At 68.5% G+C, this 22,620-nt stretch carries 19 protein-coding genes; 12 read left to right on the forward strand and 7 right to left on the reverse strand.

Translation table 11 applies throughout. The features are described 5' to 3' along the window. Positions 1-6: 6 nt before the first annotated feature. The 5 genes from G361_RS51610 to G361_RS0116435 form a co-directional block, all read right to left on the reverse strand. A complete protein-coding gene (locus G361_RS51610; RefSeq protein ID WP_020647644.1) occupies positions 7-3,081 on the reverse strand; it encodes a hypothetical protein in 3,075 nt (1,024 codons plus the stop codon). Positions 3,082-3,130: 49 nt separating this feature from the next. Further along, positions 3,131-3,412 (reverse strand): hypothetical protein, encoded by a 282-nt coding sequence (locus tag G361_RS0116420; RefSeq protein WP_019928187.1) that lies wholly within the window; start codon positions 3,410-3,412, stop codon positions 3,131-3,133. A 79-nt stretch (positions 3,413-3,491) separates the two neighbouring features. Then, the gene (locus tag G361_RS43850) at positions 3,492-3,968 is read right to left on the reverse strand and encodes a YbaB/EbfC family nucleoid-associated protein (protein WP_019928188.1); all 477 of its coding nucleotides are present in this window, start codon (positions 3,966-3,968) and stop codon (positions 3,492-3,494) included. A 3-nt stretch (positions 3,969-3,971) separates the two neighbouring features. Further along, positions 3,972-5,060 (reverse strand): hypothetical protein, encoded by a 1,089-nt coding sequence (locus G361_RS0116430; RefSeq protein ID WP_026343106.1) that lies wholly within the window; start codon positions 5,058-5,060, stop codon positions 3,972-3,974. A 130-nt stretch (positions 5,061-5,190) separates the two neighbouring features. Beyond that, positions 5,191-5,826 carry an MspA family porin gene (locus G361_RS0116435; protein WP_231386887.1) on the reverse strand — a complete coding sequence of 212 codons (636 nt, stop codon included), beginning with the start codon at positions 5,824-5,826 and terminating at the stop codon, positions 5,191-5,193. A 259-nt stretch (positions 5,827-6,085) separates the two neighbouring features. Here G361_RS0116435 and araB point away from each other — a divergent pair, with 259 nt between their 5' ends. From araB to mmsB, 6 genes are all read left to right on the forward strand, one after another. Next, on the forward strand, positions 6,086-7,750 hold the full coding sequence (gene araB / locus G361_RS0116440) for a ribulokinase (protein ID WP_019928190.1): 1,665 nt from the start codon (positions 6,086-6,088) through the stop codon (positions 7,748-7,750). Further along, a complete protein-coding gene (locus G361_RS0116445) occupies positions 7,747-8,457 on the forward strand; it encodes an L-ribulose-5-phosphate 4-epimerase (protein ID WP_019928191.1) in 711 nt (236 codons plus the stop codon). Before araB ends, G361_RS0116445 begins: the two co-directional genes overlap by 4 nt. 25 nt (positions 8,458-8,482) lie before the next feature. Then, positions 8,483-9,916, forward strand: a complete 1,434-nt coding sequence (locus tag G361_RS0116450; RefSeq protein WP_036494134.1) for an L-fucose/L-arabinose isomerase family protein — start codon at positions 8,483-8,485, stop codon at positions 9,914-9,916. 19 nt (positions 9,917-9,935) lie between these two features. Beyond that, positions 9,936-11,033 carry a multiple monosaccharide ABC transporter substrate-binding protein gene (chvE, locus tag G361_RS0116455; protein WP_019928193.1) on the forward strand — a complete coding sequence of 366 codons (1,098 nt, stop codon included), beginning with the start codon at positions 9,936-9,938 and terminating at the stop codon, positions 11,031-11,033. A 116-nt stretch (positions 11,034-11,149) separates the two neighbouring features. Beyond that, positions 11,150-12,673 carry a multiple monosaccharide ABC transporter ATP-binding protein gene (gene mmsA / locus G361_RS0116460; protein ID WP_019928194.1) on the forward strand — a complete coding sequence of 508 codons (1,524 nt, stop codon included), beginning with the start codon at positions 11,150-11,152 and terminating at the stop codon, positions 12,671-12,673. Next, a complete protein-coding gene (mmsB, locus tag G361_RS0116465; protein ID WP_019928195.1) occupies positions 12,670-13,989 on the forward strand; it encodes a multiple monosaccharide ABC transporter permease in 1,320 nt (439 codons plus the stop codon). The genes mmsA and mmsB overlap by 4 nt, the downstream gene beginning before the upstream one ends. Positions 13,990-14,167: 178 nt before the next feature. Here the strand turns inward: mmsB and G361_RS0116470 are convergent, their stop codons facing one another. Further along, positions 14,168-15,217 (reverse strand): LacI family DNA-binding transcriptional regulator, encoded by a 1,050-nt coding sequence (locus G361_RS0116470; RefSeq protein WP_063711815.1) that lies wholly within the window; start codon positions 15,215-15,217, stop codon positions 14,168-14,170. Between the two features lie 248 nt (positions 15,218-15,465). On the opposite strand from G361_RS0116470, the gene G361_RS0116475 reads away from it, so the two are divergent. The 6 genes from G361_RS0116475 (at position 15,466) to ilvA (ending at position 22,275) form a co-directional block, all read left to right on the forward strand. After that, on the forward strand, positions 15,466-16,428 hold the full coding sequence (locus G361_RS0116475; protein WP_019928197.1) for an ABC transporter substrate-binding protein: 963 nt from the start codon (positions 15,466-15,468) through the stop codon (positions 16,426-16,428). Positions 16,429-16,434: 6 nt separating this feature from the next. Then, the gene (locus G361_RS0116480) at positions 16,435-17,991 is read left to right on the forward strand and encodes a sugar ABC transporter ATP-binding protein (protein ID WP_019928198.1); all 1,557 of its coding nucleotides are present in this window, start codon (positions 16,435-16,437) and stop codon (positions 17,989-17,991) included. Continuing rightward, complete coding sequence (locus G361_RS0116485; protein WP_019928199.1) at positions 17,988-19,025, forward strand: ABC transporter permease; 1,038 nt, start codon at positions 17,988-17,990, stop codon at positions 19,023-19,025. The genes G361_RS0116480 and G361_RS0116485 overlap by 4 nt, the downstream gene beginning before the upstream one ends. A gap of 302 nt (positions 19,026-19,327) precedes the next feature. Next, positions 19,328-20,293, forward strand: coding sequence for a galactofuranose ABC transporter, permease protein YjfF (gene yjfF, locus G361_RS0116490; protein ID WP_026343111.1), 966 nt, complete (start codon positions 19,328-19,330; stop codon positions 20,291-20,293). A 65-nt stretch (positions 20,294-20,358) separates the two neighbouring features. After that, positions 20,359-20,793: a nitroreductase family deazaflavin-dependent oxidoreductase gene (locus G361_RS0116495; protein WP_026343112.1), complete on the forward strand. Its 435-nt coding sequence runs from the start codon at positions 20,359-20,361 to the stop codon at positions 20,791-20,793. Between the two features lie 126 nt (positions 20,794-20,919). Next, positions 20,920-22,275 (forward strand): threonine ammonia-lyase IlvA, encoded by a 1,356-nt coding sequence (gene ilvA, locus G361_RS0116500; protein ID WP_019928202.1) that lies wholly within the window; start codon positions 20,920-20,922, stop codon positions 22,273-22,275. Between the two features lie 134 nt (positions 22,276-22,409). Here ilvA and G361_RS0116505 read toward each other — a convergent pair whose 3' ends face one another. After that, complete coding sequence (locus G361_RS0116505) at positions 22,410-22,619, reverse strand: hypothetical protein (RefSeq protein ID WP_019928203.1); 210 nt, start codon at positions 22,617-22,619, stop codon at positions 22,410-22,412. Between the last annotated feature and the right edge of the window lies 1 nt (position 22,620).

Raw genomic sequence — 22,620 nt, forward strand, 5'->3', positions numbered from 1 at the left:
ACCGGATCACATGATGCGGCGGAACGCCAGCCCGATCACCGCACTGTCGTAGCTCTGGCCGTAGCTGTGGAAGCGGCTGTCCACCTGATGGATCACGCGCATCGGGTCGGATGCTCGCTGCTGCGGATCCTTGTACTCCATATGGTTGCCGCTGAGCCAGCTGTCGCTCTCCTCCAGATACAACCCGTAGTCGAAATTGCAGATGCCCCAGCCCTTCGGCTGGAAGAGATCTCTCGACATGTCGACCTGACCGGTCTCCGAATTCGGTGTGAACGCAGCGGGATTCGGGTCGGTGGCGACCGTCTGCCAATTTCCGTCGTTGTCGCGGTAGTACTCTCCGTTCGGGCCCCGGAGATAATCCTGGCCGGAGTAGAAGTGCTTGGCGAACATGACCACATCCCATTCCGAGGGACTGCCGCCGGGCAGATACTGATCGACTCCGCTCAGGCGGCCGAGCACCGGATCCGCCCGGACGGCGGCGAGGAAATCCTCCCTGGTGGCGGGCTGCCGGGCCAGGATCTCCTCGAATCTGTGCTTGTAGTCCAGCACCAGTTCCTTGGTTCTCGTACCGTGTTCCAGTTTGGCCGCCAGACGCTCGTCGGCCAGGGCCGTCCGATCGTCTTCCGATATTTTCAGAACCAGGTCACGGGCCTCCTTGCGGTATCTCGCCAGTTCCTTCTCGTAATAGTCCACCCGCTCCTGGGCCTGCCGGACCTCCGGAGATCCTCTCGTCGCTCCGGGAGCATTCCGCGCGTTCTCCAGTTCGGTTCTCGCCGTCTCGAGCCAGCGCGTGAAGTTGTTCACTCCGGCGTTCGCCCGATCCAGCGAACCGAGAGCCTTCTCTGATCGGTAGATATCGAAGTGCGTCGCCGGATCACTGAAGGCCAGATTCATCGGCGGGCTGGCCTGATCCCGGCCCAGGTGCAACATGCTCACACCGATGCAGCCGCGCTCGAGCGTCGTGATTTCGATACCGTTCAGCGATCGGCCGATCTTGTTCTCCCACAACCTGATGAAATCGTCCTTCAGATAGACCGCTCGGGTGTCGTCGAGCGGCGGCATCAGTTCGCGCTCGTGCCAATTACCCTCGACTTGGAGTTCCCCTTCCCGAACTCCCCGGAGCACCCCCAGATCCCTGGTCTGCTCGGCCTCGGTCTCCGCAGGGGGAATCCGCTCCGCCGGTACCTCCTCGGCACCGGACCGGTCGACCCGCGGCGGCACCTCACCGGCGCGCTCGGCAGGCGCGCTGACCACACCGGCGCGGCTGTCGGGCACACCTTCGGCGCTCACCCGCCCGACGAACGTCCCTTCCGCGACCGCCCCCGGCAGCGTCACCTCACCGACACGACCACGAGGCCCGCTCTCGCCGACAGGTGCCCGATCCGCACCGACGACGGGCCCACTTTCGCCGCCATCCCGAGGGACGGGCGTACCTTCGGATACGAGCGGTTCACCTTCTCGCACAACGGGTTCACCCTCCCGCACAACCGGTTCACTCTCCCGCACAACGGGCTCACCTTCCCGCACAACCGGCTCACCCTCCCGCACAACGGGTTCACCCTCCCGCACAACCGGCTCACCCTCCCGCACAACGGGTTCGCCCTCCCGCACAACCGGCTCACCTTCCCGCACAACGGGTTCACCCTCCCGCACAACCGGCTCACCCTCCCGCACAACGGGTTCACCCTCCCGCACAACCGGCTCACCCTCCCGCACAACGGGTTCACCTTCTCGCACAACGGGTTCGCCCTCCCGCACAACGGGTTCGCCCTCCCGCACAACGGGCTCACCCTCCCGCACAACCGGCTCACCCTCCCGCACAACCGGCTCACCCTCCCGCACAACCGGCTCACCCTCCCGCACGCCGGGCTCACCCTCGCGAACAACCGTTCCGTCTTCGCGTGTGACGGTATCCCGTTCCTGCACAATGGGTTTACCGTCGCCTGCGACCGGCTCACTCTCTTGCACAACAGGTTCGCCGTCCCGCACGACCCGACCGCCTTCGGATGCGGTCGGCGGCGGACCGGAGTTCGGCGGCGGATCGTGCGGGTCGCCGAATTCGCTCCGCACCGAATTGTTCCCCCCGCCGGGCGGATCGCCGACATGCGGCCCCGATATCTCTCCGGGCGACAGGGGCCCGGTCGGCCCGTGCACCCGCATCGCATGCGGCATCGTGCCGATCACACCGCCCACGATTCCGGGCAGCACATTTTTCCAACTGAAATTCGGTGCGCCGGTGAAGGGCACGACGGCCAGTACGCCGGCCACGGCGCCGGCGCCGCCACCCACCGCCGCACCGCTGAACCGGACGATCGCGCGACCCAGAAACGGCGACCGCACGAAATTACGACCTTCGGCATTCGAGAGCAGCCGGTTCATTCCCGATATCGTCCGGCCACCGAGGACCTCGCCGGCCAGCCCGGCCGCGCCACCGGCGAGCACACCCAACCCGATTTCACGCCAGTCGAAATCGCTCCATCGCCGGTTGCCCTGGACCATCTGTGCGGCTTCGGCCCCGAGCGGAATCAATCCGCCTTGTATCGCACCGAGGGTGACGCCCCGGGAGAGGATCATTTTCCCGAGCCGGGCGGCGGCGGCACGAGCACCGTCCTGTCCGAGTTTCCCGACCAGATCCCGGACCGCCGCGCGGATGGTGATCCGCGTTGCCGCGGTCGCCGCGGTACCCTCCACTTCACCGATACCGGGGGCGAACGCGTCGACGGCCAGTTGTGCCACCAAGGCCACCATCGACCCGATGATCACGTACTTCGTGTACTCCGTGAGCAGCGCATTGTTCAGTAATTGTTCGCCGAGGCTGTAACACTTTCGCACGGCGGTCCCCAGATCACCGTCGAGGTCGATCCCGTGCGCCGTCAGTGCCTTGCCGGTCTCCCCGGAGATGGCGGTCAATGCGTTCTTCCGTGCGGCGCCGGTCAATTCGGCCACCCCGGCGATGACATCGCCGAGTTCGATCCATGCATGGCCCACCCGGCGCATCGCGTCCTCGTCGCCCTGCGGCCACGGTCCAGCCACCGCCGTGACCACCCAGGAGGGGATTTCGGGCGGAATCGTGAGCGTCATCGACAGTACCGACCTCGCGCCTCGTTCCGGCCGCGCCGACCGTCACCTCTCAGTCGGAAATACGCTCCCATATCGCGTCTCGGACGAGGTAACGGCGACCGATACCATGCATTGCCTCACCATATTCGTTGCGCAGATCGGCGTCGTCGCCCTCGGCGATCAGCGTACCCGAAACCTCGAATCCGAGGTTCACCTCGTCCGCGGCCCATTCGGACAGGCCGGAAATGAATACCAGATCCCTGGGCCCGCACCACAATACGGCCCTGTCGTCGACATTGTCCGCAACTCCGAACAGGGTGACCGGTTCGTTCAGGTACTGCTCGAAGTCCATGATCTCCCCGACCGTGGTTGTGCGTGCGTCGCCACAACTTTACTGGGCACGAACGAATGATTCTTCTCGTCCCCGGACGCTATTCGTCCTCGGAATCGTCTTCCGGTGCCGGTGTAGCGACGGGACGGGCGGCCGCGGTGACAATGTCCCGGATCTCGCGCAGGCTCGGCGCCCCGGGAAACAGATCCGGAAGGTCGGGCAGAGCTTCCACGACTCCGGTGAGGGGTGCGGTGATCTCGGCGCGCTGCTGCTGTGCCGCGAGCGCCGCGGACCGGGCCGCCTCGGTGATCGATGCGGCCAGCCGCGCGGGTGGCGCCGCCTGGTAGGCATTCGCGGCCAACCGCACCTCGACCACGATCCCGTAGGCGTCCACCACCACTTCGGCCAGCCGATCGGACGACCATACCGACGAGCGGGAGCGCGACAATCGCTCGACGACGCCGGGCAGGTCGGCACGCTGCTGATCGAGCCCGTCGAGCAGCGAATCCGTGAGCCGCTTCATCTCCGCCGCGGCGGCCTGTAATTCGGCCGTGTCCGGCCGGTCGAATGCGGACATCGTTCATCCTTCACCAGTGGTGCGCGGGGCCGGGGCGGGTGCGGTGCGTGTCGATGCGGACCACGGGGTCGCGCCGCCCGAACGGGTGACGGTCACCCGCGGTCCGGGCTCGGCGGCCGATGCGTCCGGGATGGCGTCGACCGAGTTCACCGGCTCGGGCGACTCGCCGGGTTGCGGCTTCTTCGTTCGCCGATCGTCCTTGTCCTTGCGGCGTGCGGGTCGGGGACGGGCCCAGGGGTTGCGCGGCATCGGGTCCCGGTCCGGGTCCGCGACAGCGGGTGAGCGTGGGCCGGCCACCGTCGCCGCGACGCTCTCGCCCGCGACCGTCGGGCCGGACGTATCGACGCCCGACGGTCCCACCGTGATCGGACCGGCGGGCCGGGCCGGGCCTGCCGCTGCCGCATTCGCCGCGGCGGCACCACGCGACGAACCGGCCTCTCCGCCACGCTGATCCGTCGCTCCGGAACCCCTGCCGGGTGCCGATCCGCCCGGTGACCCGGCCGGAGTCGACGATCCCGGCGCCGTCACCCCGGGCCCGGATCCGGTCGGCGCGCGGGATCCGCTCGCACCGGAATTCGGTGCCGCGGTGCCGGCGAGCCACGAGTTCGGTGCGGCGCTCACGGCGGGACGACCCGGGCTCGCCGCACCGGAATATCCCGGCCGGGCGACCGCGGACGGCGCGACGGTGGCCGCCGTGGCCGGCAACCCGGTGGCGGTGGGAAGTCCGGTGGCGGTGGACAATCCCGTCGTGGTGTTCCCCGGCCCGACCGCGGCCCGGTCGCCCTCGCGGGACACCGCCCGGCCGCCGATGTCGTCCTGCCGGTCGAACGAGTCCGCGGTAGCGGCGAGGTTACCGCCGGTCCGTTGGAGGATCTCGGCGAGGCCGGCGACATTCCGGATGGTCTCGTCGGCATCGGGCTGGTAGGTCTGTGCGAACTGGCGGCCGGGATCGTCGTCACCCCAGCATCGCCCTTCGGCGGCCAGGACCGATTGCAGCCGTGACAACGCTGTGGTCAGGTCGGCACCGGCGCCTCGATAAATCGGGGCCTGCGCGGCAATTTCCGATGGGTCGACCGTGAAGATGTCGGCCATACGCACTCGTCCTCATCCGGCTGGGTGTCGGCGGTGAACATGTCGGCAACGACTCCGCACCAGTGTGGACTCTGCCGCACATCGGGGAACCCGCGCAACTATTGCCAGCGATGGGAACTCGCCGCGGCGGTCACAGCCAGGTCGGGTCGCCGAAGATCGCACCGCTGTCGTCGACCTCGGCGGATTTCGCGTACACGTAGGCATATTCGCGAATGGTGACCGGTCCCTCGCAGGAGTTCACGATGATGTGGAAGTCGCGGATGATCGTGGAGACGGTCTTGCCCGGGATCAGTTCCTTCTCGGCGAGTTGCACTTCCTTCACCTCGCCGGGCGCGATGTTGACCGTCGCCAGCGGCTCGGGGGCCAGGTATCCGTTGAAGGTCCACGGGTTGGTGGCGCCGGGGGTGTAGACGAAACCCCCCAGTTCCTCGGACTGACTGCCGAGCGTGGCGAGGGTGACCGCGACCGCGCACCCCACGTGGTACCCGGTGCGCAGCACACCCCCCGCGGGACCCTCGATACTGGCGTAGGAGACGAGGCTGACGAACGCCTCGCGCGTGGTGCCGACCATGTTGATCGGCGGTAGCCGGTTGACCGTCTCGTCCCGGGTGCCGACGGTGAAGCTGCCGAACGGTGATTCGAAGGACCGCTCGTGCGGCGCCATCGGCATGATGTCCGCGACGGCAGGCGGTGCCGATCCTGCGCCGACCGCGACGGTGGCGGCGACCAGCCCCATCATCGTCATCCGTCTCGCCCCGAACCTCATGGGCTGGACTTTAATAGCCGATGGCTGTTTCACATCCGCGGACACGCGGGCGTTCGACCATCGATTCACGGTTGTGAACGCTCACACCGCCTGTTCGGGACCGATTTCGGGACACAGTCGGCCACTGTCCATTTTACGCTTCAATTCGGCTGCGCCGCACCCGAAACCGCTGATCCGCACCGGTGGATCCGGACATATCTTGACACTTGACCAGTGTCCCAGGTAACAATGTGCGCGTTAACATAGCTGGGAGCAATGCATGACCGACAAGTACGTGGTCGGTGTCGATTTCGGCACACTGTCCGGCCGTGCGCTGGTGGTCCGCGTGCGGGACGGGGCCGAGCTGGGCACCGCCGTCACCGGATATCGCCACGGCGTCATCGACCGCACCCTGCCGGCCTCCGGGGCGGCCCTGCCACCGGATTGGGCATTGCAGGATCCCGGGGACTACCTCGACGTCCTGCGCGGCGCGGTACCCGCGGCGGTCGCGGCGGCGGGTGTCGATCCGGATGACATCGTCGGCATCGCCACCGATTTCACCGCCTGCACGGTACTGCCCGCGCTCGCCGACGGGACGCCGCTGTGCCGACTGCCGGAGTACGCCGACCGGCCGCACGCCTACCCCAAATTGTGGAAGCACCACGCCGCCCAGGGCCAGGCCGATCGGATCAACGCGCTGGCCCACGACCGGGACGAGCCGTGGATCGGCCGCTACGGCGGCCGCATCTCCGCGGAGTGGGAGTTCGCCAAGGGCCTGCAACTGCTTGAGGAGGATCCCGAAATCTATGCCGCCGCAGCGCGTTTCATCGAAGCGGCGGACTGGATCGTGTGGCAGCTGGCCGGCGTGGAGACCCGCAACGTGTGCACCGCCGGGTACAAGGGCATCCATCAGGACGGCGCGTGGCCCGGCCGGGACTACCTCGCCGCCCTGAATCCCGGATTCGCCGATTTCGTCGGCAAACTCGCGCACCCGCTGTCCCCGCTGGGCGCCCGGGCCGGCGGCCTCACCGCGGTGGCGGCGGAGTGGACCGGGCTGCGTCCCGGGATCGCGGTGGCCGTCGGCAACGTCGACGCGCACGTGACCGCACCCGCCGCGCAGGCCGTGGCCGACGGCCGGATGCTCGCGGTGATGGGCACCTCCACCTGCCACGTCATGAACGCCGACCGGCTCGCCGAGGTGCCCGGCATGTGCGGTGTGGTCGACGGCGGAATCGTCTCGGGCAGTTGGGGTTACGAGGCCGGGCAGAGCGGTGTCGGCGATGTCTTCGCCTGGTTCGTGGACTCCTCGCTGCCGCGGTCGTACGCCGAGCGGGCCGCGGCGCTGGGGCTGGATCCGCACGAACATCTGACCGAGCTAGCCGCGCGGCAGCGCGTGGGCGAGCACGGGCTGATCGCGCTGGACTGGCACAACGGCAACCGCTCGGTGCTGGTCGACCACGACCTGTCCGGGGTGGTCGTCGGCCTGACGCTGGCCACCGCCCCCGAGGACGTCTACCGGGCGCTGCTGGAGGCCACCGCCTTCGGAACCCGCGTCATCATCGACGCTTTCGAGGCGGCGGGCGTCGCGGTCCGGGAGTTGATCGTCGCCGGCGGCCTGCTGAAGAACGCGCTGCTGATGCAGATCTACGCCGATGTCACCCGGCTGCCGCTGTCGGTCCTGGACTCCGAACAGGGCCCGGCGCTGGGCTCGGCGATCCACGCGGCCGTCGCCGCGGACGCCTATCCGGACGTGCGGACCGCGTCGGCGGCGATGGGCCGGGTGCGCCGCGCCGCCTATCTGCCCGATCCGGACCGGGCCGCCGCCTACGACGCGCTCTACGCCGAATATCGGCGCCTGCACGACCATTTCGGCCGCGGCGGCAACGACGTGCTGCACCGCCTGCGCCGCATCCGCAACGAGGCCCGCAAGGAGGGCACCGCATGAGTGGAACCGGGCCGGAGGCGGCAGCGGAGCACCGCCACGAAAAACCCAGCGTCAGCGAGATCGACCGCCTGCGAACACATCTCGTCGACCTGCACCGGGAGCTGATCCGCTGGGGCCTGGTGGTGTGGACCGCCGGCAACGTCTCGGCCCGGGTGCCCGGCGCTGATCTGCTGGTCATCAAGCCCAGCGGCGTGTCCTACGACGACCTGACCCCGGAGTCGATGGTCGTCTGCGACCTGGACGGGAATCCGGTCGAGGGGCAGCTGTCCCCGTCCAGCGATACGGCCGCGCACGCCCACATCTACCGGTCGATGCCGCACGTCGGCGGCGTCGTGCACACCCATTCCACCTACGCCAGCGCCTGGGCGGCGCGCGGCGAGGCGATCCCCTGCGCGCTCACCGCGATGGCCGACGAATTCGGCGGCGAGATCCCGGTCGGCCCGTTCGCCCTCATCGGCAACGCCGATATCGGCCGGGTGGTGGTGGAAACCCTTGCCGGACATCGTTCTCCGGCGGTGCTGTTGCGCAGCCACGGCGTATTCGCCCTCGGCGGCAGCGCGCGCGCCGCGGTGAAGGCGGCGGTGATGTGCGAGGACGTGGCCCGCACGGTGCACATCGCCCGGCAACTCGGCGCCGCGCCGCCGCTGCCGCAGGCCGACGTGGACCGCCTCTACGACCGCTACCAGAACGTCTACGGCCAGCGCTGAGCGCGGCCGCCGAAGGAGCCGATCGATGACATCCGTTGCCCCCGTGGACACCGAATCCGGTGTGCCCCTGCGCAAACCGCGCATCGGCCTGCTCGGCATCATGCAGGCGCTGTACGACCACATGATTCCCGGTATCACCGACCGCCAGGCCGGCTACGCGCGCGACATCGCGGACCGGCTCGCCGACGTCGCCGACTGGACCGTCGGCCGTCCGGTCAAGGATCGCGCCGACGCCGAGGAGGTGATGCGCGAATTCGTCAACGCCGACCTCGACGGCGTGATGGTCGTACTGCTCACCTACGGCCCGGCGATGCGGGTCGCGCGGCTGTTCAACGAGAACCGGCTTCCGGTGCTGTTGGCCAACATTCAGCCCGAACCGCAGGTGACCGCGGCCTGGGACATGGCCGATATGACCTACAACCAGGGCATCCACGGCGCGCAGGACACCGCCAACGCGATGGTGCGCGCGGACCGCGCGTTCGAGGTGATCACCGACGACTGGCGGGCCCCGGCATTCGCCGAGCGGGTGGACCGCTGGGCCCGGTCCGCGCGGGCGGTCACGGCGTGGAAGTCGTTGAAGGTCGGCATCTTCGGCTACGCGATGAACGATATGGGCGATATCCGGGTCGACGAGAACGCCCTGCTGCGCGCCCTCGGCCCGGAGATCTCGTTCGTCGCGCCGGGCGATCTGTACCGCGGCTCGCTCGAGGTGTCCGGCGCCGAGGTGGACGCGCTGATCGCCTGGGAGAACGCGCGTTTCGAGGTGGACCCGCGACTCACCGGGCCCGAGCGCGAGGACCACGCGCGGATGCAGCTGGCGATCGAGAAGATCCTCGTCGACCGCGGATATCGGGCCTACTCCACGCATTTCGACGCCATCGGCGAGGACGGCCGGTTCCGGCGGCTGCCGCTGGCGGCGGCGTCCAGCCTGATGGCCAAGGGCTACGGCTACGGCGCCGAGGGCGACGCGCTGGCGGCGGCGATGGTGTACGCCGGGCACCAGCTGATCGGGGAGGGCCACTTCACCGAGATGTACGCCATGGACTTCCCGTCCGACTCGATCCTGATGAGCCATATGGGAGAGGGGAACTGGCGCGTCGCCCGCGACGACGAGCCGGTGCGGCTGATCCACCGCGAACTGGGTATCGGCCGGCTGGAGGCGCCGCCGACGTTCCTGTTCCGGTATCGGCCCGGCCCCGCCACCCTGGCCTGTCTGGTGTCGCTGGGCGGGGAGCGGTTCCGGCTCGTGGTGGCCGAGGGCGAGGTGCTCGACGCCGCCCCGCTGCCGCAACTGGAGATGCCCTACGGCCAGTTCCGGCCCGACAGCGGCGTGCGCGCCTGCATGGACGGCTGGCTGGCCGCGGGCGGCCCGCACCACCAGGTGCTCAACGTGGGCCGGCACGCGCAGGACTGGCGGGTCTTCTGCCGGTTGTCCGGAATCGAATTCGTCCAGGTATAGACCGACAAGGGAGTCACCGATGACCCAACTCAATCGCCGCGGATTCTTCGCCGCGGCCGGCGGCGCCGCCGCCCTGCTCGCCGCGGCGGCGTGCTCCGTCGACTCCGGTTCCGGCACAACGAAACAGGCCGGCGGCAAGGTCGGCATCGCGATGCCCACCAAATCGTCGGAACGCTGGGTGGCCGACGGCAACAACATGGTCGCCCAGTTCAAGACGGCCGGCTACGACAGCGATCTGCAGTACGCCGAGGACGTCATCGAGACCCAGGTGTCGCAGCTGGAGAACATGATCACCCGGGGCGTGCGGGCCCTGGTGATCGCGGCCATCGACAACAAGTCGCTGACCGGCGTGCTGCAGAAGGCCAAGGACGCCAAGATCGCCGTCGTCGCCTACGACCGGTTGATCCGCGACACCGCGAACGTGGACTACTACGCCACCTTCGACAACTTCAAGGTCGGTGTGCTGCAAGCGAATTACATCGTGGACCACCTGGGCGCGGCCCAGGGCAAGGGCCCGTTCAACATCGAGCTGTTCGCGGGCTCCCCGGACGACAACAACTCCTACTTCTTCTTCGACGGCGCGATGTCGGTGCTGAAGCCGCTCATCGCCGCCGGCAAGCTGGTGGTGCGCTCCGGCCAGACCAACGTGGACCAGGTGACCACGCTGCGCTGGGACGGCGCCACCGCGCAGGCCCGGATGGAGAACCTGCTGTCGGCCAACTACTCCAACGCCACCGTCGACGCGGTGCTGTCGCCCTACGACGGCCTGTCCATCGGCATCCTCTCCGCGCTCAAGGCCGTCGGATACGGCAAGGGCGACAAGAAGATTCCGATCGTCACCGGTCAGGACGCGGAGAAGGCGTCGGTGAAGTCGATCATCGCCGGCGAGCAGACCATGACGGTGTTCAAGGACACCCGGCAGCTGGCCAAGGCCGCGGTGCAGATGACCAACGCCATCCTCACCGGCGGCTCCCCCGAGGTCAACGACACCAACTCCTACGACAACGGCAAGAAGAAGGTCCCGTCCTATCTGCTGCAGCCGGTGGCGGTGGACAAGGCCAACTACAAGCAGGTCCTGATCGACAGCGGTTACTACAGCGAGAAGGACTTCGCCTGAACCCGAATCCCGTTGCCGCGGGAAGACGTTCGGGTGCCCGGGAGCCGGCCGTGATGAGGGGCGGCTCCCGGGGTCCGCAGAGAGGCAGGCGAGGCGTGACGCAGCACATTCTCGAAATGCGCTCGATCACCATGGAATTCCCGGGGGTCAAGGCCCTGGACGAGGTCGATTTCGAGGTCACCCGCGGCGAGATCCACGCGCTCGTCGGGGAGAACGGCGCCGGGAAGTCGACGTTGATGAAGGTGCTGTCCGGGGTGTACCCGCACGGCGCCTATTCCGGCGCGATCCGGATGGACGGCACGGAGATGGCGTTCCGCGACATCCGGCACAGCGAGGCCGCCGGCATCGTGATCATCCACCAGGAACTGGCGCTGGTACCGCAGCTGTCCATCGCGGAGAACATCTTCCTGGGCAACGAGCGCGGCCGGGCCGGCACGGTGGACTGGCAGGAGACCAATCGGCAGGCGATGCTGCTGATGACCCGGGTCGGGCTGATCGAGGATCCCGAAACTCGGGTCGGCACCCTGGGTGTCGGCAAACAGCAGCTGGTCGAGATCGCCAAGGCGCTGGCGAAACAGGTCCGCCTGCTGATCCTGGACGAACCCACCGCGGCGCTCAACGAGACCGACAGCGCGGCCCTGCTGGCGCTGCTGAAAGAGCTACGCGCACAGGGAATCACCTCGATCCTGATCTCACACAAGCTGAACGAGGTACTGGCGGTGGCCGATACCGTCACGATCCTGCGCGACGGGCGGACCATCGAGACGCTGGCCGCCACCGCGGTGACCGAGGACCGGATCATCAAGGGCATGGTCGGCCGCGACCTCGACCACCGTTTCCCGCCGCGGCCGGAACCGCGGATCGGCGAGGTGCTGTTCGAACTCGAGGGCTGGACCGTGGATCACCCGACGATCGCGGGCCGGCAGGTGGTGCGCGACGCGGCGCTGCGGGTCCGGCGCGGCGAGATCGTCGGCATCGCCGGGCTGATGGGCGCCGGGCGCACCGAACTGGCGATGAGCGTGTTCGGCCGCTCCTACGGCCGCAACATCCGCGGCACCGTGCGCAAGGACGGTGTGCCGCTGAAACTCTCGACGGTGCGCGACGCCATCGCGGCCGGTATCGCCTACGTCTCCGAGGATCGCAAACAGTACGGGCTGATCCTGGAGGAGGACATCCGCCGCAACATGACACTGGCGAATCTCGCTGCGGTGTCGACCCGTTCGGTGATCGACACCCATCGCGAGGTGGCGGCGGCGGAGTTGCTGCGCACCCGGCTGACGGTGAAGACGCCCACGGTGTTCCAGAAGGTCGGCAACCTCTCCGGCGGCAATCAGCAGAAGGTGGTGCTGGGCAAGTGGATCTTCACCGAACCGGAACTGCTGATCCTCGACGAGCCCACCCGCGGCATCGATGTCGGCGCCAAATACGAGATCTATTCGATCATCCAGCAGCTGGCCACGGAAGGCAAAGGCGTGCTGGTCATTTCGTCGGAACTCCCGGAACTGCTGGGCCTGTGCGACCGCATCTACGCGATGAGCGCCGGCCGCATCACCGGTGAGCTGCCGCGAGCCGAAGCGACCCAGGAGGCAGTGATGAGATTGATGACCGGAACCGGTACGGCCGAGGCGGTGCCGTCGTGACCCTGCAGGATCTGATCACCGAGGGCGAGAACGCCGACGAGATCGTCGCGGCCACCGCCGGGAACCAGACCGGCGCGCTGGCCGCGCTGCGGAAGACGTTGCGCGGCAACGTCCGTCAGTACGGCATGACGGTGGCGCTGATCGCGATCGTGGTGCTGTTCCAGATCCTCACCACGGTGAAGCTCTCCGACGGCGTCAGCCTGCTGACCCCGCTCAACGTCACCAACGTGATCCTGCAGAACGGCTACATCCTGGTGCTGGCCGTCGGCATGATGCTGGTGATCATCAACGGGCACATCGACCTGTCGGTGGGTTCGGTCTGCGCGCTGGTCGGCGCGCTCACCGGCATCGCGATCGTGCACTGGCACTGGCCGTGGCCGGTGGTGGTGGTCGCCGGACTGCTGCTCGGCGCGGTGATCGGTGTGTGGCAAGGGTATTGGATCGCCTACGTGAAGATCCCGGCCTTCATCGTGACGCTCGGCGGCATGCTGCTGTTCCGCGGACTGGCGCAGCTGGTGTTGCAGGGCCAGTCGATCGGCCCGTTCCCGCAGGGCTTCGTCAACATCGCGGCGGGCTACGTGCCGAACTGGCTGCCGATCCACGCGGTGGTGTTCGACGGATTCCGGCACGGCATCGTGGTGCATCTGGTGGTCGGCGATCTGCACGGGATCACCGTGCTGCTCGGTATCGCCTCGATCGCGGCGCTGGTGTGGCAGCAGCTGCGGGTGCGCCGGCGGCGGCGCTCGTACGGGCTGCCGGCCGGGCCGCGTTCGCTGTTCGTCGCGAAGATGGTCGCGCTCGGCGTGGTGATCGGCGCGTTCGCCTATGTCCTGGCCTCCTACAACGGAATTCCGATCATCGGGCTCATCCTGGTGGCGCTGATCCTGGCCTACTCGTTCGTGATGAACCGCACGGTGATCGGCCGCCGCATCTACGCGGTGGGCGGTAACGAGAAGGCCGCGCAGCTGTCCGGCGTCAACACCCGCGGCAACACCTTCTGGGTGTTCGTGAACATGGGCGTGCTGGCGGCGCTGGCGGGCATCATCTTCGCCGCCCGGCTCGGCGACGCCACCCCGAAGGCCGGGCAGAACTTCGAATTGGACGCCATCGCAGCGGCTTTCGTCGGCGGCGCGTCGGCCGGCGGCGGTATCGGCACCGTGGTCGGCGCGATCGTCGGCGCACTGGTCATGGGCGTGATGAACAACGGCATGTCCATGCTCGGCGTCGGCAGCGACTGGCAACAGGTGATCAAGGGCCTGGTGCTGCTGGCGGCGGTCGCCTTCGACGTCTACAACAAGAAGCGCGCGGCCTCGTGAGCGGTACGGCCGCCCCGCGCTCGCGGCCGTAGTCCCGCACGTACCGCCCGACGGAGCGGTTCCCCGCCGTATCGCACGCGGCGGGGAATCGCCCCGGCATTCACGCCGACACGAGTGTCGCTGCGCCGCAGCCTGTTCGGCCGCCGACCGGGTGACAGCAGTCCTACTGTGCCGCAGTCTATTTCGGCGACCCCGAGCTGTCCCGCACGACCAGCGTCGGTAGCACCGCGGGCGGATCCGGGATCTCCCCGTCGCGCTCCAGCAGTCGCAGCAGCAGTTGCATACTGCGGCGGCCGACCTCGTCGAAGTCCTGCCGCACCGTGGTCAACGGCGGTGAGAGATACGCGGCCTCGGGGATGTCGTCGAACCCGACCACCGACACGTCGTCCGGCACCCGGATACCGCGCTCGGTGAAGGCGCGCAGCAGGCCCAGCGCCATCTGGTCGTTGCCCGCGAACACCGCCGTCACACCCGGTTGCCCGGCCAGCACCAGCCCCGCCTCGTAGCCGGACCGGGCACTCCAATCCCCGCTGATCATGGGCGGAATCCGGGCTCCCGCGGCCTCCAGCGTGCGCCGATAGCCGTCGACACGATCGCGCGCCTCCAGCCAGCCGTTGGGACCGGACACGTGCCACACCGTCTCGTGCCCGAGGCTCAGCAGATGCTCCACGGCCAGCCGGCTACCCTCGTGCTGGTCCATCGACGCCGCCGGCAGGCCCGCGTCGTGCCCGGCCTGCACCGCGACCGCGACCAGCCGCGCCGGCAGATTGTGCAGCGCGACCGCCGCCGCCAGCTGCGGCGCGAGGATGATCACCCCGTCGACACCCTGATCGGCCAGCGTGTTCACCGCGTCCAGCACCCCGTGCCGGTCGACCCGTTCCAGCGTCACGATGCTGACGCCGTGCCCCGCCGCGCGCGCCGCGCGCTCGATACCCAGCATCATCGACGCCGGCCCGTACAGGATGGTGTCGAAGGTGACCACCCCCAGCACCTTCGAGCGCCGGCTGACCAGCCCGCGCGCCATCGCGTTCGGCCGGTAGCCCAGCTCCTCCACCGCGCGCAGCACCCGGTCGCGGGTCTCCTGCCGCACCTGCGGACTGCCGTTGAGCACCCGCGACACCGTCTGATGCGAGACCCCCGCGAGTTTGGCCACATCGGTCATCACCGCGGGCCGCACCCCCGCCACCTTCGCCACTTTCACCGGGGCATGCCTGTCCCTGTCTCTCACAACTCCGCCTTTCCACGAGTCGTGGAGTTTCCCTCGTCCCGACCCCGATCCCGACGATTCAGGTTAGCGCTCACTTCGCCGGGCGCCGCGAGCGCGCCCGGCCGCGACGAATTGCCGTGAGCGACAACCGATACCCGCATACTACCGACGGCGGGCGGTTTCTCTCATACCCTTGACGAGACGAATGTGAGCGCTAACACTATCAGACAAAACTCCCCTTTCCGATCCACTGCAAGGGAATCACCGTGATGAAGAGGCTTGTCACCGCAGCCAGTGTCCTCACCCTCACCACCGCCGCCCTCGCCGGTTGCGGCTCGTCCGGAAGCGGCAACGGCGGCCCCACCCTGGGCTTCTCCCAGGTCGGCGCCGAGAGCGGCTGGCGCACCGCGAACACCCAGTCCATCCAGGAGTCCGCCAAGACGGCCGGGATCAACCTGAAATTCGCTGACGCACAACAGAAGCAGGAGAACCAGATCAAGGCGATCCGCACGTTCATCCAGCAGCACGTGGATGTGATCGCGTTCTCGCCGGTGGTCGAATCGGGCTGGGACACCGTGCTGAAGGAGGCGAAGGACGCCAAGATCCCGGTGCTGCTGACCGATCGCGCGGTCGACTCCAAGGACAGCTCGCTGTATCAGACCTTCCTCGGCTCCGACTTCATCACCGAGGGGCACAAGGCCGGTCAGTGGGTGGTCGATCAGTACAAGGGCTCCAATGAGACCGTTAACATCGCGGTCCTGGAGGGCACCACGGGATCCGCGCCGGCCATCGATCGCAAGAAGGGTTTCGCCGACATCGTCGGCGCCGACCCCAAGTTCAAGATCGTCGCGTCGCAGGACGGTGATTTCACCCGCGCCAAGGGCAAGGAGGTCATGCAGGCCTACCTCGCCTCCAAGCAGAAGATCGACGTGCTGTTCGCGCACAACGACGATATGGCCCTAGGCGCCATCCAGGCCATCGAGGAGGCCGGGCTGAAGCCCGGCAAGGACATCAAGATCCTGTCCATCGACGGTGTGCACGACGCGCTGCAGGCCGAGGTCGACGGCAAGGAGAACTACGTCGTCGAGTGCAATCCGCTGCTCGGACCGCAACTGATGGACCTGGTCAAGAAGGTGAAGGCGGGCCAGCCGATCGACAAGCGGATCGTCACCGAGGAGACCACCTTCACCCCGGAGCAGGCGAAGGCCGCGCTCCCGGACCGGAAGTACTGATCCCCCGTGGCACCCACCGACGACGCGACCACCTCGGCGGCCGATCCGGCCCCCCTGTTGCGGATGACCGGCATCGGCAAGCGTTTCGCGGGCGTGGCCGCGTTGTCCGGTGTCGACCTGCGGCTGTTCCCCGGCGAGATCCACGCCCTCGTCGGCGAGAACGGCGCCGGCAAGTCCACGCTGATCAAGGTGCTCACCGGCCTGCACACCGCCGACACCGGCACCGTCACGCTCGGCGGCGAGCCGGTGCGGTTCGCCGGCCCGCAGCAGGCGCAGCGGGCCGGGGTGAGCACGGTCTATCAAGAGGTGAACCTCTGCCCGAATCTCTCGGTGGCGGAGAACATCCACATCGGCCGCGAACCGCGCCGGGGCCGGTTCATCCGCTTCCGCGCGATGCGCCGGGCCGCGGCCGAACTCGTGGGCCGGCTGCATCTCGACATCGACGTGTCCGCCCCGCTGGGCTCGTATTCGCTTGCGGTACAACAACTCATCGCCATCGTCCGGGCCGTCGACCTCGATGCCCGGGTACTGGTGCTGGACGAGCCCACCTCCTCGCTGGACGCCGGCGAGGTGGCGCAGCTGTTCACGCTGATGCGGCGGCTGGCCGCGGACGGGGTGGCGATCCTGTTCGTCACCCACTTCCTCGACCAGATCTTCGCGATCTGCGATCGGGCCACGGTGCTGCGCAACGGAACTCGCGTCGGTGAGTATCCGGTCGCGGAGTTGACCCACAAGGATCTGGTCGCCGCGATGCTCGGCACCGCGCTGCGCGCCCTCGACGAGATCGAACGCGAACATCCCGAACCGGCGGCCGAGATCCGGCGCACGCCACTGCTGCGGGCCGAGAACCTCAGCGGCCGTGGCAATTCCGTCGCACCCTTCGATCTCACCGTGCACGAGGGCGAGGTGGTCGGGCTGGCCGGGCTGCTCGGCTCCGGCCGCACCGAGGTGGCGCGGCTGCTGTTCGGCGCCGACCGGGCGGCCTCCGGCCGCATCACCATGGCGGGCACGCCGATGCCGCTGCGGTCGCCGCGCGCGGCCATCGGCCGGCGCATCGCGTTCTGTCCCGAGGATCGCAAGTCCGAGGGCCTGATCCTGGATCTGTCGGTGCGGGAGAACATCCTGCTCGCCGCGCAGGCCGCCCGGGGCTGGTTCCGTCCGATCCCGGCCCGCCGGCGCACCGAACTGGTACTGGAATACCTTGCGGCGCTGCGGATCACACCGCCGGATCCGGATATCGCGGTGAAGTTCCTGTCCGGCGGCAATCAGCAGAAGGTGCTGCTGGCCCGCTGGCTGGTGACCCGGCCGCGGCTGCTGATCCTGGACGAGCCCACCCGCGGCATCGATATCGGCGCCAAGGCCGAGATCCAGCGCCTGGTCATGTCGCTGTCCGGGGACGGCACGGCGGTGCTGTTCATCTCCGCGGAACTGGAAGAGGTACTGCGGCTCTCGCACAAGGTGGAGGTGCTGCGCGACCGCCGGCTGATCGCCGAACTACCCAACGACGCGGCGCTGACGCTGGACCGGCTGATGGAAACCATTGCGAGCGGGACGGTCTCATGAAGATCCTGACGAACATCCTGCGGCACCGGCTGCTCTGGCCGGCCGTCGCCCTGGTGGCGCTGCTGGCGATCGACGCCGCCCGCACCCCCGGCTTCCTGTCGGTGCGCATCCAGGACGGTCACCTGTACGGCAGCCTGATCGACATCCTGCGCTACGGCGCACCGCTGGTACTGATCTCGCTGGGTATGACGCTGGTGATCGCGACCCGCGGCATCGATCTGTCGGTCGGCGCGGTGGTGGCGATCGCGGGCGCACTGGCCTGCGTGCACATCGCGAACGGGTCCGATCAGTCCTCGGTCGGCGCGGTCCTGGTCGCGGTCGTACTGGTGCTCGCGGTCGCGGTGGCGCTGGGCCTGTGGAACGGAATCCTGGTGGCCCGCTTCGGCGTTCAGCCGATCGTCGCCACGCTCATCCTGATGGTGGCCGGACGCGGCATCGCGCAGCTGATCACGCAGGGCCAGATCATCACCGTGCACAGCCCGCCCTACAAGGTGATCGGCGGCGGCTACCTCGCGACGATTCCGGTGCCGGTGCTGATCACCGCCGGGGTGCTCGCGCTGCTGGCGATCCTGTTGCGCCGCACCGCCCTCGGCATGTTGCTGGAATCGGTGGGCGGCAACGCGGAGGCGTCCCGCCTGGTCGGCGTGCGGGCCACCGGACTGATCGTGGCCGTCTACGTGGTGTGCGCCTGCTGCGCCGCCGTCGCGGGCCTGATGACCAGCTCCAACGTTACCGCCGCCGACAGCAACAACGCCGGTCTGTGGATCGAACTGGACGCCATCCTCGCCGTCGTCCTGGGTGGTACCTCGCTCACCGGCGGCCGATTCCACCTCGGCGGCACCATCCTCGGCGCCTTGGTGATCCAGACCCTGACCACCACGGTCTACACGATCGGCGTCCCCCCGCAGACCAGCCTGCTGTGGAAAGCCGTGGTGGTGATCGCCGTCTGCCTCATCCAGTCCCCAGCCTTCCGCGCCCGCATCCGGCCGCCCCGGCGCCGTCGCGCCCCGACCCCCGCGGAGGTTCCGGCATGAACGCCGCGAGCAGCCCCTCACCCCAGTCTGCCACCACGGAAGACAGCACGGCACCAACAGAACCGGACGATACCGGCACAAATAACACTGCGCCGCAATCAGATTCGCGACCAGAAGGCCCTGGTGCGGATTCGGACGACACCGGCAGCACCGCACTGCAATCAGATTCACGACCAGAAGGCCCCAGCGCAGCCCCGGCCGACTCCGAATCGCGCACACCGGCGACCGCCATCACCCAACATCCCACGCCACCAACAGCCGACAATCCCGCACCACGCTCGAAGCCCGCAACCGCCCGCCGCCTGCGAGCCCTACGCGGCAACCGCTACGTCCCGGTCCTCGCCACCGCAATCCTGTTCGCGATCCTCTACGCCGTAGGCACAGCCCGCTACCCCGCCTTCGGCTACCCGCAGGTCTTCGTGAACCTGTTCATAGACAACGCCTTTCTACTGGTCCTCGCCGTCGGCATGACGTTCGTGATCCTCACCGGCGGTATCGATCTGTCGGTCGGCGCGGTCCTGGCGCTGACCACGGTGGTGTCGGCCTGGCTGGTCACCCAGCACGGCTGGCCCGCCGCGGTGGTGATGCCGCTGATGCTGCTGGGCGGCACCCTGTTCGGCGCCGGAATGGGCGCGGTGATCCAGTATTTCGAGATCCAGCCGTTCATCGTGACGCTGGCCGGCATGTTCCTCGCCCGCGGCCTCGCGTACGTGATCAGCACCGATTCGATCACCATCACCGACGGAACCTATACCCGCCTGGCGCAGCAGCGATTCCACCTCGGCCCGGACGTGTTCCTGTCGACCGGAATGCTGATCGCGCTGGCGGTGGTGGCGGTGGCGTTCGTGGTCCTGCACTACACGCGCCTGGGCCGCACCGTCTACGCGCTCGGCGGCAGCGAGCAGTCCGCGCTCATGATGGGCCTGCCGGTGGCCCGCACCAAGGTGACCGTGTACGCGATCAGCGGATTCTGCTCGGCGCTGGGCGGCATCCTGTTCACCCTCTACACACTGTCGGGCTGGAGCCTGCACGCCGTGGGGATGGAACTGGACGCGATCGCGTCGGTGGTGATCGGCGGGACGCTGCTGACCGGCGGTTCCGGCTTCGTGCTCGGCACTGTACTCGGCGTGCTCACCCTGGGCGTGATCCAGACCGTCATCAGCTTCCAGGGCACGCTGAGTTCCTGGTGGACCCGGATCGTGATCGGCGCACTGCTGCTGGTCTTCATCCTGTTGCAGCGATTGCTGAGCGGTTCCCGGACGCGGTGAGTCCACCCGACGCCCCGGCACTGCCGGACGGAACCGAGACCGGGCCGGTCGGTATTCTGTGGGCCATGCCACTCGAAGGAGAATACGAACCGAGCCCGACCGACTGGTCACGCGAGCAGGTGGAGAAGTTCGAGTCCTCCGGCGGCGCCGAGGGCAACACGATGAAGGGTAAGCCGATCATCGTGCTGACCACGGTCGGCGCCAAATCCGGCAAGCTCCGCAAGACCCCGCTGATGCGGGTCGAGCACGACGGTGAGTACGCGGTGGTCGCCTCGCTGGGCGGCGCGCCGAAGCATCCGGTCTGGTACTACAACATCCAGGCCGAGCCGCATGTGGAACTGCAGGACGGCGCGGTCCGCAAGGACTACACCGCGCGCGAGGTCACCGGCGACGAGAAGACGTTGTGGTGGGATCGCGCGGTCACGGCCTGGCCCGACTACGCGCAGTATCAGACGAAGACCGATCGGCAGATTCCGCTGTTCGTCCTGACCCCGCGCTGACGCACCGGAGCAGTCCGCACACCGCCCGGGCACCGGCCCGGTGTGCGGATCCGGACAATAGCCGCGACCGGCGCCGATCCGGTGGTCGGCCGCGAACCCGGGTTCGCCTGCCGTTAGCATGACGAGATGTCGAAATCGCTCGAACTCGCAGAGAAGGTGTCCGGTCCGCTGCCCGAATTGACGGCGGACGAGATCGATGCGTCCGCGAAGCGAATTTCCGACATTATCGAGCCGACACCGCTGCAACGGATCGAGCGGCTGTCGGCACGATCGGGTGCGAACGTCTTCGTCAAGCGTGAAGACCTCACCGCCGTGCGCTCCTACAAGTTGCGCGGCGCCTACAACCTGATCGTCCAACTGACCGCCACCGAGCGCGCGGCCGGCGTGGTCACCGCCAGCGCGGGCAACCACGCCCAGGGCGTGGCCTTCGCCTGCCGGGCCATGGGTATCCAGGGCCGCATCTACGTGCCGACCACCACGCCGAAGCAGAAACGCGACCGCATCCGCGCCCACGGCGGCCGATACGTGGAACTGATCGCCACCGGCGACACCTACGACGCGGCCGCCGCGGCCGCCGCCGACGATGTCGCCCGCACCGGCGCCACCTCCGTCCCCCCGTTCGACGACCCGCGCACCGCCGCCGGTCAGGGCACGGTCGCGGTCGAGATCCTGGACCAGTTGCCCGATGCCCCGGATCTGGTGATCGTGCCGGTCGGCGGCGGTGGCTGCCTGGCCGGTATCGGCACCTACCTGCGGGAACGCTCGCCGCGGACGGCCATCGTCGGCGTGGAACCCGCCGGCGCCGCATCGATGACGGCGGCCCTGGTCGCCGGCGGCCCGGTGACGCTGCCGCATATCGACCCGTTCGTCGACGGCGCGGCGGTCCGCCGCATCGGCGACCTCCCGTATCGCACGGTGTCCGGCTTCGGTGGCCGGGTCGTCTCGCACGCCTCGCTGCCGCTGCTCACCGCCACCGATTCCTGTTCCGGCGCAGGCTCTTTCCGCATGATGCAGGTGGACGAGGGCGCGATCTGCACCACCATGCTGGAGTTGTACCAGTCCGAGGGCATCATCGCCGAGCCGGCGGGCGCCCTCGCGGTGACGGCGCTGGCGGAACTGGCGGTGGATCCCGGCTCGACGGTGGTGTGCCTGGTCTCCGGCGGCAACAACGACGTGTCCCGCTACGGCGAGATCATCGAACGCTCCCTGGTCCATCAGGGCCTCAAGCACTACTTCCTGGTGGATTTCCCCCAGGAACCGGGCGCGCTGCGGCGCTTCCTGGACGAGGTGCTCGGCCCCGACGACGACATCACCCTGTTCGAATACGTCAAGCGCAACAACCGGGAGACCGGCGCCGCGCTGGTCGGCATCGAACTCGGCGCACCGGACGGCCTGGACGCGCTGCTGAAGCGCCTCCAGGACTCCCCCATCCAGTGCGAGCGGCTGGACCCGGGCTCCCCGGCCTACCGCTACCTCACCTGATCGCGGGTGCCGCACGGCACCCATCCGCCGTGACCCGGTCGCCGGGCGACCTTCCCTTGCCGCCCGGCGACCGGCTCGCCGCCGGCCTGTCACGGCCGGTACCGTGCCGCGGGCACGGTACCGGCCGGCGGGCACTAGTCGTACTGGCCGCAGGCGGAACCGGAGACGGAGCCGAAGGCACAGGCGGGGTCGAAATCCACGAAACCCGTGGTGATGCCGTGCAACTGGCTGAAGATGTCGGTCCCGGGCTGTGGGGCGGGCTCGGCCGCGGCGGTGCCGGCGGTCAGCAGCGCGGCGGCAACCACGGTGGAGGCGAGGGCGAGGGTGCGAATCGGGTAACGCACG

The sequence above is a fragment of the Nocardia sp. BMG111209 genome (genome assembly GCF_000381925.1).
Taxonomy (GTDB): Bacteria; Actinomycetota; Actinomycetes; order Mycobacteriales; family Mycobacteriaceae; genus Nocardia.

Coding starts and splice junctions, on each gene's coding strand:
- G361_RS51610 (WP_020647644.1), bottom strand. CDS start 3,081: ATGACGCTCACGATTCCGCCCGAAATCCCCTCCTGGGTGGTCACGGCG.
- G361_RS0116420 (WP_019928187.1), bottom strand. CDS start 3,412: ATGGACTTCGAGCAGTACCTGAACGAACCGGTCACCCTGTTCGGAGTT.
- G361_RS43850 (WP_019928188.1), bottom strand. CDS start 3,968: ATGTCCGCATTCGACCGGCCGGACACGGCCGAATTACAGGCCGCCGCG.
- G361_RS0116430 (WP_026343106.1), bottom strand. CDS start 5,060: ATGGCCGACATCTTCACGGTCGACCCATCGGAAATTGCCGCGCAGGCC.
- G361_RS0116435 (WP_231386887.1), bottom strand. CDS start 5,826: ATGAGGTTCGGGGCGAGACGGATGACGATGATGGGGCTGGTCGCCGCC.
- araB (WP_019928190.1), top strand. CDS start 6,086: ATGACCGACAAGTACGTGGTCGGTGTCGATTTCGGCACACTGTCCGGC.
- G361_RS0116445 (WP_019928191.1), top strand. CDS start 7,747: ATGAGTGGAACCGGGCCGGAGGCGGCAGCGGAGCACCGCCACGAAAAA.
- G361_RS0116450 (WP_036494134.1), top strand. CDS start 8,483: ATGACATCCGTTGCCCCCGTGGACACCGAATCCGGTGTGCCCCTGCGC.
- chvE (WP_019928193.1), top strand. CDS start 9,936: ATGACCCAACTCAATCGCCGCGGATTCTTCGCCGCGGCCGGCGGCGCC.
- mmsA (WP_019928194.1), top strand. CDS start 11,150: ATGCGCTCGATCACCATGGAATTCCCGGGGGTCAAGGCCCTGGACGAG.
- G361_RS0116475 (WP_019928197.1), top strand. CDS start 15,466: ATGAAGAGGCTTGTCACCGCAGCCAGTGTCCTCACCCTCACCACCGCC.
- G361_RS0116485 (WP_019928199.1), top strand. CDS start 17,988: ATGAAGATCCTGACGAACATCCTGCGGCACCGGCTGCTCTGGCCGGCC.
- G361_RS0116495 (WP_026343112.1), top strand. CDS start 20,359: ATGCCACTCGAAGGAGAATACGAACCGAGCCCGACCGACTGGTCACGC.
- ilvA (WP_019928202.1), top strand. CDS start 20,920: ATGTCGAAATCGCTCGAACTCGCAGAGAAGGTGTCCGGTCCGCTGCCC.